Below are 15,563 nucleotides of genomic sequence, written 5' to 3' on the forward strand. Positions count from 1 at the left end.
ATGACGCGGCGCGAGGTCGTGATCTTTTGCGCCGTGCTCGTGGTGCTGGGCGCGGGGTGGGGCATCACGCAGCCCCTGACCAAGATCGCCGTCAGCACCGGCTACGGACACTTCGGGCTGGTGTTCTGGCAACTGGCGATCGGCGCGGCGCTGATGGCGGCGATCTGCGCGCTGCGCGGCATCTCGCTGCCGTTTGCGCGGCGCCACCTGCGGCTATACCTGCTGCTGGCGATGATCGGCACCATCCTGCCCAACACCGCGTCGTACCAGGCCGCGGTGCATGTTCCCTCCGGCATCCTGTCGATCCTGCTGTCGATGATCCCGATGTTCGCCTTTCCCATCGCTCTGGCCCTGGGGCTTGACCGGTTCAGCCTGCGGCGTCTGGCGGGGTTGCTGGCCGGGCTGTGCGGCGTGCTGCTGATCGTGGCGCCGGGGGTGGCGCTGCCCGGTGACGTCGCGGTGTTCTGGGTGTTCGTCGCGCTCATCGCCGGGGCTTTCTATGCCGTCGAGGGCAACGTGGTCGCCAAGTGGGGCACCGAGGGGCTGAACCCCATCCAGGTGCTTTATGGCGCGTCGCTGGTGGGGGCCGTGATCATGGCCCCGGTGGCCTGGGTGTCAGGCCAATGGATCGATCCGCGCCCGCCGCTCGACCCGCAGCAATGGGCGCTGGTGGGGTCGTCGGTGGCGCATGTTCTGGTCTATGCGGGCTATGTCTGGCTGGTTGGGCGCGCCGGCCCGGTCTTTGCGGTGCAGGTCAGCTACTTCGTCACCGGCTTCGGCATCCTCTGGGCCAAGCTCATCCTGGGCGAGGCCTATTCGCCCTTTGTCTGGGCCGCGCTGGCGATGATGTTCGCGGGGCTCTACCTCGTGCAGCCGCGCCCGCACGCCACGCTTGCCCAAGGCAGGGCGATCGGCGACACTGCGCCCTGAGTTCACCGAAGACAGAGCGAGCACCCCCCGGACATGCCCTTTATCGAGCTATCGCCCATGGTTGGCGCAGTCGCCTCGCTTGTCGTGGTGGTGGTCATGTTCACGCTCTTCGTGCGCGAGACCTTTCCCACCGAGGTCGTGGCCATCGCCGGTGTCGCGCTGATGCTGGGCCTTGGCGTGCTGCCCTATGACGATGCGCTGGTGGTCCTCAGCAATCCGGCACCCTGGACCATTGCGGCGATGTTCATCGTGATGGGCGCGCTGGTGCGCACCGGCGCGCTGGATGTGCTGACGCGAATGGCCGAACGCTATGCCAAGACCCATCCGCGCTCTGCCGTGGCGGGCGTGATCCTGACGGTGATGGCCGCATCGGCCATCATGAACAATACCCCCGTGGTGGTGGTGATGATCCCGGTGGTCGTGCAACTGAGCCAGACGCTGGAGACCAAGGCGTCGCGGCTGCTCATTCCGCTCAGCTATGCGGCGATCATGGGGGGCTCGCTCACGCTGATCGGCACCTCGACCAACCTGCTGGTCGACGGCGTCGCGCGCGGCCAGGGGCTCGATCCCTTCGGCATCTTCGAAATCCTTCCGATCGGCCTCGTGGTCTGTGTCTGGGGGCTGATCTACATGACCGTTCTGGGGCCCAAACTGCTGCCCGAGCGCGACAGCATGGCCAACATGCTCAGCGACAAGTCCAAGATGAAGTTCTTCACCGAGGCGGTGATCCCCCCCGACAGCAACCTGATCGGGCGCGAGGTGACGGGGGTGCAGCTTTTCAAGCGCGACGGCGTGCGGCTGATCGACGTGGTGCGCGGCGATCAGTCGCTGCGCCGCAACCTGGCGGATGTCAGGTTGCAGGTCGGCGACCGCGTGGTGCTGCGCACGCAGATGACCGAACTTCTGAGCCTGCAATCCAACAAGGAACTCAAGCGCGTCGATCAGGTTTCGGCGGTGGAGACGACGACCGTCGAGGTGCTGATCACGCCCGGCTGCAAGATGGTGGGCCGAAGCCTCGGGTCGCTGCGCCTGCGGCGGCGCTACGGGGTTTATCCGCTGGCCGTGCACCGCCGGAACCAGAACATCGGCCGGCAGCTTGACGACCTGGTGGTCAAGATCGGCGACACGCTGCTGCTGGAAGGCGCGCCGGAGGACATCCAGCGGCTGGCGGCCGACATGGACATGGTCGATGTCTCGCATCCCTCGAGCCGCGCGTTTCGCCGCGGCCATGCGCCGATCGCCATCGGCGCGCTGGTGGGGATCGTGGCGCTGGCGGCGCTGAACGTGGCGCCGATCCTGTTGCTGGCGGTGCTGGCGGTGGCGATCGTGCTGGTCACCCGCTGCATCGACGCGGACGAGGCGTTTTCCTTTATCGACGGGCGCTTGCTGGCGTTGATCTTTTCGATGCTCGCGGTGGGTGCCGGGTTGCAGAGTTCGGGGGCCATCGCGCTGGTGGTGGACTCCATCTCGCCCGGGCTCGAGACGATGCCGCCGGCGCTGGTGGTCTTCGTGGTGTTCCTGTTGACGACGATCCTGACCGAGATCGTCAGCAACAACGCGGTGGCCGTGATCATGACGCCCCTGGCCATCGGGCTGGGAATGGCGCTCGGCCTTGATCCGCGCCCGCTGGTGGTGGCGGTGATGATCGCCGCCTCCTGCGCCTTTGCCACCCCGATCGGATACCAGACCAACACGCTGGTCTATGGCCCGGGTGGGTACAAGTTCACCGATTTCATGCGCATCGGCATCCCGCTGAACCTGACGATGTCGATCCTTGTGTCGGTGATCATCCCGTTCATTTGGCCGCTCTAGGCCGGTCTGGACAGGCGCGGCTGCGCCGCAAGACATGCCCCGTCCAAATGGCTCCGCCATTTCTCCGGCAGGGCCCCAGTGCGGCGGATCGGCCTACAAGGGCCAGACGACAAGAATGGTGGGAATGGACACCGCGATCACGATCACTTCGAGCGGCAGGCCCATGCGCCAGTAGTCGCCGAAGCCGTAGCCGCCCGGCCCGAGGATCAGGGTGTTGTTCTTGTGACCGATCGGGGTGAGGAACGCGCTGGAGGCGGCCACCGCCACCGCCATCAGGAAAGGGTCGGGCGACACGCCCAATGATTGCGCCATCTGGATGCCGACGGGGGCCGCGACGATGGTCGTCGCGGTGTTGTTGAGCACATCCGACAGTGACATCGTCACCACCATCAGCACCGTGAGCACGGCCCAGGCCGGCAATCCGCCGGTCCAGCGCACCAGCGCACCGGCGATGAGTTCCGTGCCCCCCGAGGTTTCGAGCGCCGCGCCCAGCGGGATCATCGACCCGAGAAGGACGATGACGGGCCATTCGATATGGCTGTAGAGTTCCGACAGGGGCACGATCCGGGCCAGGACATAGGCGACAACCACCAGACCCAGCGCGACGGGCAGGTACACCAGGCCGAAACTGGCCGCCGCCACCGCCGCGCCGAAGAGGCCGATGGCCAGCCAGACCTTGCGGTTTTCGGTGACCGCCAGCCCGCGATCGGCCAGCGGCAGCACGCCCAGCCAGTCGGTCACGTCCGGCGCGGTGTCGCGCGGCACCAGCAGCAGCAGGATGTCGCCGGGCTGCAACACGGTGCGCCGCAGGCCTTGGGTGATGTTCTGGCCCCTGCGCGACAGCCCCATGAGCACGGTCCGCTGCCGCCAGGCCAGCCCCACCGCCTGGGCCGTCTTGCCGTTCAGGCGCGAGGTTTCGGTCACCACGACCTCGATGATCTCGACCCCTTCGCCGTCCGCATGCAGTTGTTCCTCGCGGCGGGCGTCGGCCATCGCGAGGTCCAGCGCGGTACGGAATTCGTCGAGCGCATCCGGCGTTGCCTCGAGAACCAGCGCATCGCCGGCCTTGAGCGGGACGTTGCGCGCTTGGCCGTAGCGCCGGTTGCCGTCGCGGATCAGACCGATGATCGCGACGTCCGACTTCTCTGCGGTGTCGGAGAGTTCGGCCAGCCGTTTGCCGATGGCGCGGTTGCCTTCGGGCACGGTGAGTTCGGCGATATAGGGCGACAGGTCTTCGGGTTGCAGGAAGGCATCGCCGCGCAGCGGGATGAGCCGCCACCCGATCAATGCGACGAAGACCAGGCCGGCCAGCGCCGCCGCACCGCCGACCGGGGCGAAATCGAACATCGAGAACGGCGCGCCGAGGGCGTCTTCGCGGATCGCGGCGATGATTATGTTGGGCGGCGTTCCGATCAGCGTCACCATTCCGCCGAGGATCGTGGCAAAGCTGAGCGGCATGAGCGTAAGCCCCGGCACCCGGCCCGCCTTGCGGGCGGTCTGCAGGTCCACGGGCATCAACAGCGCCAGCGCCGCGACGTTGTTCATGAACGCCGAGAGCACGCCGCCGATGGCGCCCATCAGCGTGATATGCCCGGCAAGGCTGCGGCTGCTGTCGATAATCGTCCGGGTGATCAGCAGCACCGCGCCCGACCGCACCAGCCCCGCCGACACCACCAGCACCAGCGCCACCACCAGCGTCGCGGGGTGGCCAAAGCCGGAAAAGGCGTCCTTGGTCGGGACCACGCCCAGAACGACACCGGCCATCAGAGCCGAGAACGCAACGATATCGTAGCGAAATCGTCCCCAGATCAGAAAGACGAAAACCGCGCCGAAAAGCGAAAAAAGGATGATCTGGTCCTGGGTCATGCCCATGCGCTTACACCCATTGCGGCGGGCCGTCATCGACAATTCTTGCCCTGGGCCTGCGGGGGGCGCGCGGGCGGGCCCGGTGCCAGGGCGGGCGACTGTGGGCACCGGCCGCAGGACGCGGCCGCGCCAATGGCCCAGCGCGACGCAGACGCTTGCGGCTTGTGCGCGGGCTGGATATGACAAGGCCAAATTTTCGCAGATCGGAGCGTCCAATGGCCGGCCATTCAAAATGGGCAAATATCCAGCACCGCAAGAACCGTCAGGATTCGGTGCGATCCAAGCTGTTTTCCAAGCTTGCCAAGGAAATCACCGTGGCCGCCAAGATGGGCGACCCCGACCCCGACAAGAACCCGCGCCTGCGCCTTGCGGTGAAGGAGGCGAAATCGCAATCCGTGCCCAAGGACGTGATCGACCGCGCGATCAAGAAGTCGCAGGTCGGCGAGGGCGAGGATTACGAGGAGATCCGCTACGAGGGCTATGGGCCGAACGGGGTCGCGGTGATCGTCGAGGCGATGACCGACAACCGCAACCGGACTGCGTCGAACGTGCGCTCGACCTTCACCAAGAACGGCGGCAACCTGGGCGAGACCGGCAGCGTCGGGTTCATGTTCGACCGCAAGGGCGAAATCGAATATCCCGCCGAGGTGGGCGATGCCGACACCGTCCTGATGGCCGCCATCGAGGCGGGGGCCGAGGATGTCGAGAGCACGGAGGAAGGCCACACGATCTGGTGCGCGGATACCGACCTCAACGAGGTGGCAACGGCGCTCGAGGCGGAGCTGGGCGAGAGTAACTCGACCAAGCTGGTGTGGAAGCCGACGACCACGACCGAGATGGACCTGGAGAACATGGAAAAGCTGATGAAGCTGGTCGATGCACTGGAAGACGACGATGACGTGCAGCGCGTGACGACCAATTTCGAGGCCTCCGACGAGGTGATGGCGCAACTTTGACACACCCCCCCCCCGGCCCGGTCCGTTGGCAAGGGGGGGCAGGGCCAGCGGCACGCCGGACGGCGCTTGCGTCTAGCCCGGCTGCATGCGGAATATGCGCGACAGGATGATCGGGCTGACCACGGTTGTGACGACCGACATCACCACCACCGCCGAAAAGATATGCGGAACGACGCCGCCGCCGGTCGCGAAAAGACCGGCGTCCAGGGCGATGCCCGCGATCACCAGTTCGACCGCGCCGCGCGGGCTCATCCCGACGCCGATGCAGGTCGCCTCTACCCTTGAAAAGCCAAAGGCCCTGGCCGCGATACCCGACCCCGCGATCTTGCCCACGAAGGCGCAAACGATCAGCAGGGTGACGAACAGCGGGGCGTCGAGGACCGAGGAAAAGTCGATCTCCATCCCGATCGACGCAAAGAAGATCGGGGCGAGAAACCCGAATGTTATGGCCGAAATGGACTTTTCCAACCGGTCATAGCTTGCCTCGTCGATTGTGTTCCGGCCAAAGAAAAGCCCCGCGACGAAGGCGCCGACGATGAAGTGGAGATGCAGCAGCTCTGCCAGCACCGCAAAGGCAAAGGCCCCCACCAGCATCGCGCTCATCTCGATTTCATGCACCTTGAGGCGGGTCATCAGGCGACCGCCCCAGGGAAAGATATAGACGCCCGTCAGAATGGTAATCACGAAAAACAGCACGACCTGCCCGGACAGAATCGCGAGCGTGGCCAGATCGGGCAGGCCGCCGGCCTCGATCATCCCGGTCAGGGAGGCGAGCAGGACAAGGCTGAACACGTCGTCGAACACGGCTGCGGACACGATCGTCTCGCCGAAGGGCGTGTCGAGCTTGCCCAGATCGGCGAGGATGCGCACCGTGGCCGGAACCGCCGTGATTGCCAATGCGGTTCCAAGAAACAGGCACTGCGCCGCACGCAGCGGCGTGTCGGGCAGGAACGCCACGCCCAGAAGCAGGCCAAGCCCGAGCGGCAGCACCATGCCGCCGATCGCGATGACCACCGAGGCCGCCGAGCGCTCCGCCATCTTCTTGGGCTGCATCTCGATCCCGGCGAACAGCATCAGAAAGAACATGCCCAGATCGGTGATCGACGCAAAGACCGTGTTGTCCGCGATGACGGCGATGGCGGCGAAATCGTCGGGAAACGTGGCGACGATCGAACCCAGCCCGACCCCGGCGATCAATTCGCCGACAAGCGACGGCTGGCTGAGGCGCTCCGCCAGTTCGCCGAAGGCCCGTGTCAGGACAAGCAACACCAACAGGATGTAGAAGAAATCCATCGCATCCCTCTTAGGTCGGAACCTCGATTGACGCGGGTCGAATATACACCACATGCCGATGCGCGGCAATTTGCCAAAGTGGTTTGGTCGTTGCGAAGGGATCGGATCGCGGCCCGAGGAATGCGGATGTGTGCGCGGAAAACGTGATTCCGGGGCCGGGCGGCCGACCGACAGGGTCGTCGCCCTCGGGAATGCACAGCGCGGAACAAAGGCTCGCCGGCGGTGATTGGTCGGGATCAGTGCCGTCGCCCCGCAGACACAAGGCACGGACACAAGGCACGGACTTGTGCCGAAACGGTGTCGTTGGGGTCAGATGCCGCCCGTGTCCGGTCGCCGCGCGCGCATCATCGCCGGGTGCGCAGTAGGGGCGTCAGCAAAAAAGCGAACGCGCCATCTGGCTCCAGCTGACGGTGCTGCCGCCGCGGTTTTCCGCCCGTTCTTCGGGTGTCTGCTGGCGCAGGCGGCGCAGCAATTGCTTGAGGTCGGTCAGCCGGCTCTTGGCCTCGGCGCCACCGGCCCGGCTCTGCATCGACAGGATCTTTTGTTGGGTGTGCAAAGCATCTTCGATCAAGGACAGGTCCTTGGAGCTCAAATCCAGTTTTTGGGTGTCGTCAAACATCTTGCGCGTGTCCTTTTTGCGTTCCCGTCATATGGGGTAGTCATAGCAGATACGCCAGAGCGCCCGGATAAGTTTTCCGAGAGATGTTTGTGAGCGTTCACAAAGCCGTGAAGTCGCGGATCAGGTGCTGCCGCGCCGCCCGCGCGCACAAGGCCGGTCAGGGACGCCAGCGCGACACGGCGCCCCGGGTCCAGATGATCTCGATCCCGCGATGCCGGGTTCATGCCCCAGGCCATGCCGGCAAGTGCCGCATCGACAAAAGCGTGGGCCGGGCGCAGCAGGTGGACCGGCGGGGCCACCCACGCCCGGTCAGGTCCTGCGCCCGGCGGTTTTGCAAGCGGTCCTTGGCGGTGAGCGCCATCATCGGCGCCTCGCCCAGGGTCCGCGCGGTGATCGCGCCGGCGAACCACCGCGCGGTGAAACCGGGGCTGGCCGTCGCGATGCAGCGCAAGCCGCGCAGGATGACGGTGAGGATGGCAAGCTGCTGTGGGTCGATCTGCATTGGCCGCGCTTCACTGCCATTGCATGATTTTATTTGAGAAATCTCCATGCTGCCGCTAGTCAACGCGGGCACAACCCCCGGAGCCCGCCCATGACCACCGCCTTCGTGCCCGGCTTCCTGCTGGGGTTTTCGCTGATCCTGGCGATCGGCGCGCAGAATGCCTTTGTCCTGCGGCAGGGGCTGCGGCGGCATCACGTGTTCTGGGTCTGCCTGACCTGCGCGCTGTCGGATGCGGTTCTGATCGGCGCGGGCGTGGCGGGGTTCGGCGCACTGGCGCTTGCGGCGCCCTGGCTCGAGGCGGCGATGCGCTGGGGCGGGGCGGCGTTCCTGATCTGGTACGGGGCGCGGAACGCGCGGGCGGCATGGCGCGGCGGCGAGGCGCTGCATGCCACGGGGGCCGCGGCACAGCCGCTGATGCCGACGCTGCTGACCCTGCTGGCGCTGACCTGGCTGAACCCGCATGTGTATCTCGACACGGTTGTTCTGCTCGGCTCGATCTCGGCGCAATACGACAGCCGCCTTGCCTTTGGCGCGGGCGCCGTCCTATCCAGCTTCGCGTTCTTTTTCGGGCTGGGCTACGGCGCGCGGGGGCTGGCGCCGCTCTTTGCCCGTCCGCGCAGCTGGCAGGTGCTCGACGGCATCGTCGCGCTGACGATGTGGGCCATCGCGGCCAAGCTTATTCTGGGCTAAGCGCTTGCATCGCCGGGCGAAATACTGTGCAGATGACGCCATGACAACAGCGCTCCCCCACCGCCCGGCAGCCGGGATTTTCTGGATGCTCGTGACCGGGGTGTGCTTTATCGGCGTGACGGCCCTGGTCAAGACCATGGGCCCGCGGATGCCCCCCGCCGAGATGGCGTTCCTGCGCTACGGCATGGGGCTGGTGTTCTTGCTGCCTGCCATCGGGTCCCTGCGCGCGGCACAGCTGACGGCGCGGCAGTGGCGGCTGTTCGGGGTGCGCGGGCTCTGTCACGGGGTGGGCGTCATCCTGTGGTTCTATGCCATGGTGCGTATCCCCATCGCGGATGTGACCGCGATGAATTACCTCGCGCCGGTCTATGTCACCGTGGGGGCGGCCCTGTTTCTGGGTGAAACCCTGGCCTTTCGGCGCATCGCGGCGGTGATCGCGGCGCTGGCGGGGGCGGCGATCATCCTGCGCCCCGGCTTTCGCGAGGTCAGCAGCGGCCACCTGGCGATGCTGCTGGCGGCGGTGGTCTTTGCCGGCTCCTACCTCTCCGCCAAGGTGCTCGCCGACGAGGTGAAGCCGGCGGTCGTGGTGGCCATGCTGTCGATCTTCGTCACGATCACGCTGGCACCCTTCGCGCTGGCCAACTGGGTCACGCCCGGACCCGGCGATCTGGCGCTGCTGTTCTGCGTCGCCTGCCTGGCCACCGCGGGGCATTACACCATGACACTGGCCTTTGCCGCTGCCCCGGTGACCGTGACCCAGCCTGTGACCTTTACCCAGCTGATCTGGGCCGTGCTGCTGGGCGCGGTGGTGTTCGACGAACAGGTGGACATCTGGGTCGTCCTGGGCGGGGTGATGATTCTCGCCTCCGTGACCTTCATCACCTGGCGCGAGGCGGTGATCAATCGAAAGCCGGTCACTCCGCCGACCAATGCGACCAAGTTGTAGCACCCAAGCATCTGATCACAAAGATTATTTTTATTGATTGACGGGTCAATAAAAAGCAACCACCCTGCAGGCCACTCGCAGGGGAGCGGTACGCAATGCCAAAAGTCGGAATGGAGCCTATTCGCCGCTCGGCCCTGGTCGAGGCGACGATCGCCGAGATCGGCGCGAGGGGGTCGCTGGATGTGACCGTCGGCCAGATCGCGCGCCGCGCGGGCATGTCCACGGCGCTGGCGCATCACTATTTCGGCGGCAAGGACCAGATTTTCCTGGCCGCGATGCGCCACATCCTGCGCGATTTCGGCGATGAAGTGCGCCGCGCGCTGAAAGGCACCGTGTCGCCGCGCGACCGGGCCACCGCGATCATCTCGGCCAGTTTCGCGCCCTCGTGCTTTGCGCCCGCGACGATCAGCGCATGGATGACGCTCTATGCGCAGGCCCAGACCAACTCCGAGACCCGGCGGCTGCTGATGCTCTACCAAAAGCGTCTGCGCTCGAACCTGACGCATGCGCTGCGCCCGATCAGCCGGTCGCCCGACGCCGATGCCGAAACGCTCGCGGCGCTGATCGACGGGCTCTATCTGCGCGCGGCGCTGTCGCGGGCGACCACGGCGCAGGATGCCCGCGCCGCCGCCCTGTCCACCCTGAACACCCTATTGGATCGCACCGCATGACGCAGCCCAACATCCTCATCCTGATGGTCGATCAGCTTACTGGCACGCTGTTTCCCGACGGCCCCGCCGACTGGCTGCATGCGCCCAACCTCAAGCGGTTGGCGGCCCGGTCCACCCGGTTCCGCAACGCCTATACCGCCAGCCCGCTCTGCGCGCCGGGGCGGGCGGCCTTCATGTCGGGGCAGTTGCCCTCGCAAACGGGCGTCTATGACAACGCGGCTGAATTCGCGTCCTCCATTCCCACCTACGCCCACCACCTGCGGCGCGCGGGCTACCAGACCTGCCTGTCGGGCAAGATGCATTTCGTCGGCCCCGACCAACTGCACGGCTTCGAGGAACGGCTGACCACCGATATCTATCCCGCCGATTTCGGCTGGACCCCGGATTACCGCAAACCGGGCGAGCGGATCGACTGGTGGTATCACAACATGGGCTCGGTCACCGGGGCGGGCGTGGCCGAGACCTCCAACCAGATGGAATACGACGACGACGTGGCCTATAACGCCACCCGCAAGCTCTATGACCTGAGCCGCGGCGGCGATGCGCGGCCCTGGTGCCTGACCGTCAGCTTCACCCATCCGCACGATCCCTACGTGGCGCGGCGCAAGTACTGGGATCTCTACGCGGAGTGCGACCACCTGCTGCCAATGGTGCCCGCCATGGCCTACGACGATCAGGACTGCCATTCCAGGCGCATCTTCGATGCCAACGACTGGCGCAGCTTCGACATCACCGAAAACGACATCCGCCGGTCGCGCCGCGCCTATTTCGCCAACATCAGCTATCTCGACGACAAGGTGGGCGAGATTTTGCAGACGCTGGAAGACACCCGGCAAGAGGCGATCGTCGTCTTCGTGTCGGATCATGGCGACATGCTGGGCGAACGGGGCCTGTGGTTCAAGATGTCGTTCTACGAGGGATCGAGCCGCGTGCCGCTGATGATCGCCGCGCCGCAGATGGACCCGGGATTGCAGACCACGCCGGTCAGCACCATCGACGTCTGTCCGACGCTCTGCGATCTGGCGGGCGTGTCGATGGACGACGTGATGCCCTGGACTTCGGGGCAGTCGCTGGTGCCGATGGGGCGGGGCGAGGAGCGCACCGCGCCGGTGGCGATGGAATACGCCGCCGAGGCGTCCTACGCGCCGATGGTGTCGCTGCGCTACGGCAAGTGGAAGCTGAATCTCTGCACGCTCGACCCCGACCAGCTTTTCGATCTGGACGCGGATCCGCACGAGCGAACCAACCTGGCGCAGGTGCCGGCCCACCAGGGCACCTTGCGGACGCTCAGGGCCAAGGCCGAAGCGCGCTGGGATCTGGAGGCTTTCGACGCCGACGTGCGCCAAAGCCAGGCCCGGCGCTGGGTCGTCTATGACGCGCTGCGGCAGGGCGGATACTACCCGTGGGATTACCAGCCCCTGCGCGACGCGTCTGAACAATACATGCGCAACCACATGGACCTGAACACGCTGGAAGACCGAAAACGCTTTCCCCGCGGCGAATGACGCCGCCCGCCAGCCCCTTTGACCGCCGCGCGCGGCCCGAAACCAGACCGAGGACATCATGACCACACAACCCAAGGCAAGCCACTTCATCAACGGCGAATATGTAGAAGACACCAACGGCACGGAGATCGACGTGATCTATCCCGCCACCGGCGAGACGATCGCGACCGTCTATGCCGCGACCCCCGCCATCGTCGAGCACGCGATCACATCCGCGCGCGCGGCGCAGGCCGCATGGGCCGCGATGACAGGGACCGAGCGGGGGCGCATCCTGCGCCGCGCGGCGCAGATCATGCGCGAACGCAACCACGACCTGTCGGTGCTTGAGACCTACGACACCGGCAAGCCCTACCAGGAAACCAGCGTGGCGGATGCCACCAGCGGCGCGGATGCGCTGGAATATTTCGGCGGCATCGCGGCCTCGCTCACCGGCGAGCATATCCAGCTGGGCGAGGACTGGGTCTATACCCGGCGCGAACCGCTGGGCCTGTGCGTCGGCATAGGCGCGTGGAACTATCCCACCCAGATCGCCTGCTGGAAGGGCGCGCCGGCGCTGGCCTGCGGCAACGCCGTGATCTTCAAGCCGTCCGAGACGACGCCGCTCTGCGCGCTGAAGGTGGCCGAGATCCTGCACGAGGCGGGCCTGCCTGCCGGACTGTACAACGTGGTGCAGGGCATGGGCGACGTGGGCGCGTCGCTGGTCACGGACGCGCGGGTGGACAAGGTGTCGCTGACCGGGTCGGTGCCCACGGGCCGCAAGGTCTATGCCGCCGCCGCCGAAGGCATCAAGCACGTCACGATGGAGTTGGGCGGCAAGAGCCCGATGATCGTTTTCGAGGATGCCGATATCGACAACGCGGTCAGCGGCGCGATCCTCGGCAACTTCTATTCCTCGGGGCAGGTCTGCTCCAACGGGACGCGGGTCTTTGTGCACAGCGACATCAAAGACGTGTTCCTCGAGCGTCTGGCAGAGCGGCTGGACAAGGCCGTGATCGGCGATCCGATGGATCCCGCCACCAGTTTTGGCCCGATGGTGTCGCAGCGCCAGTTGGACATCGTGCTGGGCTACATCGCCAAGGGCAAGGCCGAGGGCGCGCGGCTGGTGACGGGGGGCGGGCGGCTCGACCGCGAGGGGTTCTACCTGCAACCGACGGTTTTCGCGGATGTGACCGACGACATGGCGATCGCGCGCGAAGAGATCTTCGGCCCGGTGATGGCGGTGCTGGAGTTCGACGACGAGGCCGACGTGATGGCGCGCGCCAATGCCACCGAATTCGGGCTGGCGGCGGGGGTGTTCACCAACGACCTGCGCCGCGCGCACCGCGTGGCCGCCGGGTTCGAGGCCGGGACCTGCTATATCAACACCTACAACGACGCGCCGGTCGAGGCACCCTTTGGCGGCATGAAATCCTCGGGCGTGGGCCGCGAGAATTCGCGCGCCGCGATCGAGCATTACAGCCAGTTGAAGTCGGTCTATGTGCGCATGGGCGATGTGGAGGCGCCATTCTGAGCGGTGGTGTGATCCCGCGGCGCGGCTGACGCCGCACGACATGCCGGCGGCGGCTGCCCCGCGATATCGGGGCCAGCGGACGGCACCCGCGGCGGACGAATGAAAAGGAAAGACAAGCGATGGAAGCGGATTTTGTGATCGTGGGTGCGGGCAGCGCGGGGTGCGCGATGGCCTACCGGCTGAGCGAGGCGGGAGCCTCGGTGCTGGTGATCGAGCATGGTGGCACGGATGCCGGTCCGTTCATCCAGATGCCGGCGGCGCTCAGCTATCCGATGAACATGAAGCGCTACGACTGGGGCTTTCAGTCCGAGCCCGAGCCGCACCTGGGCAACCGGCGGCTTGCCTGTCCGCGCGGCAAGGTCATCGGCGGATCGTCGAGCATCAACGGCATGGTCTATGTGCGCGGTCACCCGATGGATTTCGACCATTGGGAGCAGGCCGGCGCGGCCGGATGGTCCTATGCCGATGTGCTGCCCTACTACAAGCGGATGGAGAGCTGGCACGACGGCGGCCACGGCGGCGATCCGGACTGGAGAGGCACCGACGGGCCGCTGCACGTCAGCCGCGGACCCCGCGACAACCCGCTGTTCAAGGCCTTTGTCGATGCAGGGCAGCAGGCGGGCTACGAGGTGACGGGCGATTACAACGGGCAAAAGCAGGAAGGCTTCGGCCCGATGGAGCAGACGGTGTGGAAGGGCCGGCGCTGGTCGGCGGCCAATGCCTACCTGCACCCCGCGCTGCGGCGCGACACCTGCGACGTGGTGCGCGCGCTGGCGCAGCGCGTGGTCATCGAGGACGGGCGCGCGGTGGGCGTCGAGGTGCGGCGCGGCGACAAGCTCGAGATCATCCGCGCGCGCCGTGAGGTGGTGATCGCCGCCTCCTCGATCAACTCGCCCAAGCTGCTGATGCTGTCGGGCGTGGGCCCCGCAGCACATCTGGCCGAGCACGGCATCGAGGTGGTGGCCGACCGCCCCGGCGTGGGCCGCAACCTGCAGGACCACCTGGAACTGTACATCCAATACGCCTCGAAAGTGCCGATCACGCTCTATCGGTACTGGAACCTTATGTCCAAGGCGCGGATCGGGGCGCAGTGGCTGTTCACGAAAACCGGCATGGGCGCATCGAACCAGTTCGAGAGCGCGGCCTTCATCCGCAGCCGTGCGGGTATACCCTATCCCGACATCCAGTATCATTTTCTGCCGATCGCCGTGCGCTACGATGGCAAGGTCGCGGCCGAGGGGCATGGGTTTCAGGCGCATGTCGGGCCGATGCGGTCGGCCTCGCGCGGGGCGGTCACGCTGCGTTCGGCCGATCCGGCCGACGATCCGCGCATCGCGTTCAACTACATGTCCGACCCGCAGGACTGGGAAGATTTCCGCACCTGCATCCGCCTGACGCGAGAGGTCTTCGGGCAGCAGGCCTTTTCGCCCTTCGTGAAACACGAAATCCAGCCGGGTGCCGCCGTGCAATCGGACGCGGAGCTTGACGCCTTCATCACCGAACATGCCGAGAGCGCCTATCACCCCTGCGGCACCTGCCGGATGGGGGCGGCGGACGACCCCGGCGCGGTGGTCGATCCGCAGACTCGGGTCATCGGCGTCGATGCCCTGCGCGTGGCCGACAGCAGCATCTTTCCGCGCATCACCAACGGCAATCTGAATGCGCCGTCGATCATGGTGGGCGAAAAGGCCAGCGACCTGCTGCTGGGCCGCGACCCGCTTGCGCGGGCCAATGACGCGCCGTGGGTGCATCCCGACTGGGAGACGGCACAGCGATAGGTCCGCCCGCGCCGCCGGTGTTAACGATTTGTTAACCTTCGTTAACGAATTGCATTGATCCGGCCGCGCCACCCGCTCACACAGGGGGGATGACGGGTAAACATTCATTCGCGACCGGGTGGTGGCTGCGGCTGTGGCTTGGCGCGTGGCTGGCGGTCTTGGCCGCGCCGGCCATCGCCGCCGATGTCACCGGCGTGATCCGCGTGGTCGATGGCGATACATTCGACGTGGGCGCGATCCGGGTGCGGTTGCATGGCATCGACGCCCCCGAAAGCGACCAGACATGCGCGCGACCCGATGGTACGCCCTGGGCCTGCGGCGCATGGGTCAACGCGCAGGTGGCGGCACGCTACGGCGGGCGCCAGGCACGCTGCACCGCGGTCGACACAGACCGCTATGGGCGCGTCGTCGCCCGCTGCAAGACCGCCGGCGCGGACATCGGCCAGGCGCTGGTGTCTGACGGGCTGGCCTTTGCCTACAGGCGT

Annotated in this window: 14 protein-coding genes; 10 read left to right on the top strand and 4 right to left on the bottom strand. The window is 66.4% G+C overall.

Annotation, left to right across the window (positions count from 1 at the left end; translation table 11 throughout):
• Both FDT80_RS14180 and FDT80_RS14185 read left to right on the top strand, forming a co-directional pair.
• Complete coding sequence (locus FDT80_RS14180; RefSeq protein WP_138662949.1) at positions 1-930, top strand: DMT family transporter; 930 nt, start codon at positions 1-3, stop codon at positions 928-930.
• 57 nt (positions 931-987) lie between these two features.
• A complete protein-coding gene (locus tag FDT80_RS14185; RefSeq protein WP_425472013.1) occupies positions 988-2,742 on the top strand; it encodes an SLC13 family permease in 1,755 nt (584 codons plus the stop codon).
• Between the two features lie 93 nt (positions 2,743-2,835).
• Here FDT80_RS14185 and FDT80_RS14190 read toward each other — a convergent pair whose 3' ends face one another.
• Positions 2,836-4,608 (bottom strand): SLC13 family permease, encoded by a 1,773-nt coding sequence (locus FDT80_RS14190; RefSeq protein WP_138662951.1) that lies wholly within the window; start codon positions 4,606-4,608, stop codon positions 2,836-2,838.
• A 215-nt stretch (positions 4,609-4,823) separates the two neighbouring features.
• Here FDT80_RS14190 and FDT80_RS14195 point away from each other — a divergent pair, with 215 nt between their 5' ends.
• Entirely contained in the window at positions 4,824-5,564 is a 741-nt protein-coding gene (locus tag FDT80_RS14195) for a YebC/PmpR family DNA-binding transcriptional regulator (protein WP_138662952.1), read from the top strand.
• Between the two features lie 72 nt (positions 5,565-5,636).
• On the opposite strand, the gene FDT80_RS14200 is transcribed toward FDT80_RS14195, so the two are convergent.
• The 3 genes from FDT80_RS14200 to FDT80_RS14210 form a co-directional block, all read right to left on the bottom strand.
• A complete protein-coding gene (locus tag FDT80_RS14200; RefSeq protein WP_138662953.1) occupies positions 5,637-6,857 on the bottom strand; it encodes a cation:proton antiporter in 1,221 nt (406 codons plus the stop codon).
• Between the two features lie 370 nt (positions 6,858-7,227).
• Complete coding sequence (locus FDT80_RS14205) at positions 7,228-7,476, bottom strand: hypothetical protein (RefSeq protein ID WP_138662954.1); 249 nt, start codon at positions 7,474-7,476, stop codon at positions 7,228-7,230.
• Positions 7,477-7,696: 220 nt separating this feature from the next.
• Positions 7,697-7,978 (bottom strand): hypothetical protein, encoded by a 282-nt coding sequence (locus tag FDT80_RS14210; RefSeq protein ID WP_138662955.1) that lies wholly within the window; start codon positions 7,976-7,978, stop codon positions 7,697-7,699.
• 90 nt (positions 7,979-8,068) lie between these two features.
• Here FDT80_RS14210 and FDT80_RS14215 point away from each other — a divergent pair, with 90 nt between their 5' ends.
• From FDT80_RS14215 to FDT80_RS14245, 7 genes are all read left to right on the top strand, one after another.
• The gene (locus FDT80_RS14215; RefSeq protein WP_138662956.1) at positions 8,069-8,668 is read left to right on the top strand and encodes a LysE/ArgO family amino acid transporter; all 600 of its coding nucleotides are present in this window, start codon (positions 8,069-8,071) and stop codon (positions 8,666-8,668) included.
• Positions 8,669-8,708: 40 nt separating this feature from the next.
• Positions 8,709-9,614: a DMT family transporter gene (locus FDT80_RS14220; protein ID WP_138662957.1), complete on the top strand. Its 906-nt coding sequence runs from the start codon at positions 8,709-8,711 to the stop codon at positions 9,612-9,614.
• Positions 9,615-9,709: 95 nt separating this feature from the next.
• Positions 9,710-10,285 (top strand): choline-binding transcriptional repressor BetI, encoded by a 576-nt coding sequence (gene betI / locus FDT80_RS14225; protein ID WP_138662958.1) that lies wholly within the window; start codon positions 9,710-9,712, stop codon positions 10,283-10,285.
• Positions 10,282-11,790 carry a choline-sulfatase gene (gene betC / locus FDT80_RS14230; RefSeq protein ID WP_138662959.1) on the top strand — a complete coding sequence of 503 codons (1,509 nt, stop codon included), beginning with the start codon at positions 10,282-10,284 and terminating at the stop codon, positions 11,788-11,790. The genes betI and betC overlap by 4 nt, the downstream gene beginning before the upstream one ends.
• Positions 11,791-11,848: 58 nt before the next feature.
• Positions 11,849-13,300, top strand: coding sequence for a betaine-aldehyde dehydrogenase (betB, locus tag FDT80_RS14235; protein WP_138662960.1), 1,452 nt, complete (start codon positions 11,849-11,851; stop codon positions 13,298-13,300).
• Positions 13,301-13,419: 119 nt separating this feature from the next.
• Positions 13,420-15,078 (top strand): choline dehydrogenase, encoded by a 1,659-nt coding sequence (betA, locus tag FDT80_RS14240; RefSeq protein ID WP_138662961.1) that lies wholly within the window; start codon positions 13,420-13,422, stop codon positions 15,076-15,078.
• 89 nt (positions 15,079-15,167) lie between these two features.
• Positions 15,168-15,563, top strand: a 396-nt coding sequence (locus FDT80_RS14245; RefSeq protein ID WP_138662962.1) for a thermonuclease family protein, incomplete at its 3' end; no start/stop codon positions are given.

Origin of the sequence: Sulfitobacter sabulilitoris (assembly GCF_005887615.1) — a bacterium.
Taxonomy (GTDB): Bacteria; Pseudomonadota; Alphaproteobacteria; order Rhodobacterales; family Rhodobacteraceae; genus Sulfitobacter_E; species Sulfitobacter_E sabulilitoris.

Excerpts from the sequence above, each read along its gene's own strand:
- FDT80_RS14185 (WP_425472013.1), top strand. The coding sequence starts at position 988 with ATGGTTGGCGCAGTCGCCTCGCTTGTCGTGGTGGTGGTCATGTTCACG.
- FDT80_RS14190 (WP_138662951.1), bottom strand. The coding sequence starts at position 4,608 with ATGACCCAGGACCAGATCATCCTTTTTTCGCTTTTCGGCGCGGTTTTC.
- FDT80_RS14200 (WP_138662953.1), bottom strand. The coding sequence starts at position 6,857 with ATGGATTTCTTCTACATCCTGTTGGTGTTGCTTGTCCTGACACGGGCC.
- FDT80_RS14195 (WP_138662952.1), top strand. The coding sequence starts at position 4,824 with ATGGCCGGCCATTCAAAATGGGCAAATATCCAGCACCGCAAGAACCGT.
- betA (WP_138662961.1), top strand. The coding sequence starts at position 13,420 with ATGGAAGCGGATTTTGTGATCGTGGGTGCGGGCAGCGCGGGGTGCGCG.
- FDT80_RS14180 (WP_138662949.1), top strand. The coding sequence starts at position 1 with ATGACGCGGCGCGAGGTCGTGATCTTTTGCGCCGTGCTCGTGGTGCTG.
- FDT80_RS14205 (WP_138662954.1), bottom strand. The coding sequence starts at position 7,476 with ATGTTTGACGACACCCAAAAACTGGATTTGAGCTCCAAGGACCTGTCC.
- FDT80_RS14215 (WP_138662956.1), top strand. The coding sequence starts at position 8,069 with ATGACCACCGCCTTCGTGCCCGGCTTCCTGCTGGGGTTTTCGCTGATC.
- FDT80_RS14210 (WP_138662955.1), bottom strand. The coding sequence starts at position 7,978 with ATGCAGATCGACCCACAGCAGCTTGCCATCCTCACCGTCATCCTGCGC.
- FDT80_RS14220 (WP_138662957.1), top strand. The coding sequence starts at position 8,709 with ATGACAACAGCGCTCCCCCACCGCCCGGCAGCCGGGATTTTCTGGATG.
- betC (WP_138662959.1), top strand. The coding sequence starts at position 10,282 with ATGACGCAGCCCAACATCCTCATCCTGATGGTCGATCAGCTTACTGGC.
- betB (WP_138662960.1), top strand. The coding sequence starts at position 11,849 with ATGACCACACAACCCAAGGCAAGCCACTTCATCAACGGCGAATATGTA.
- betI (WP_138662958.1), top strand. The coding sequence starts at position 9,710 with ATGCCAAAAGTCGGAATGGAGCCTATTCGCCGCTCGGCCCTGGTCGAG.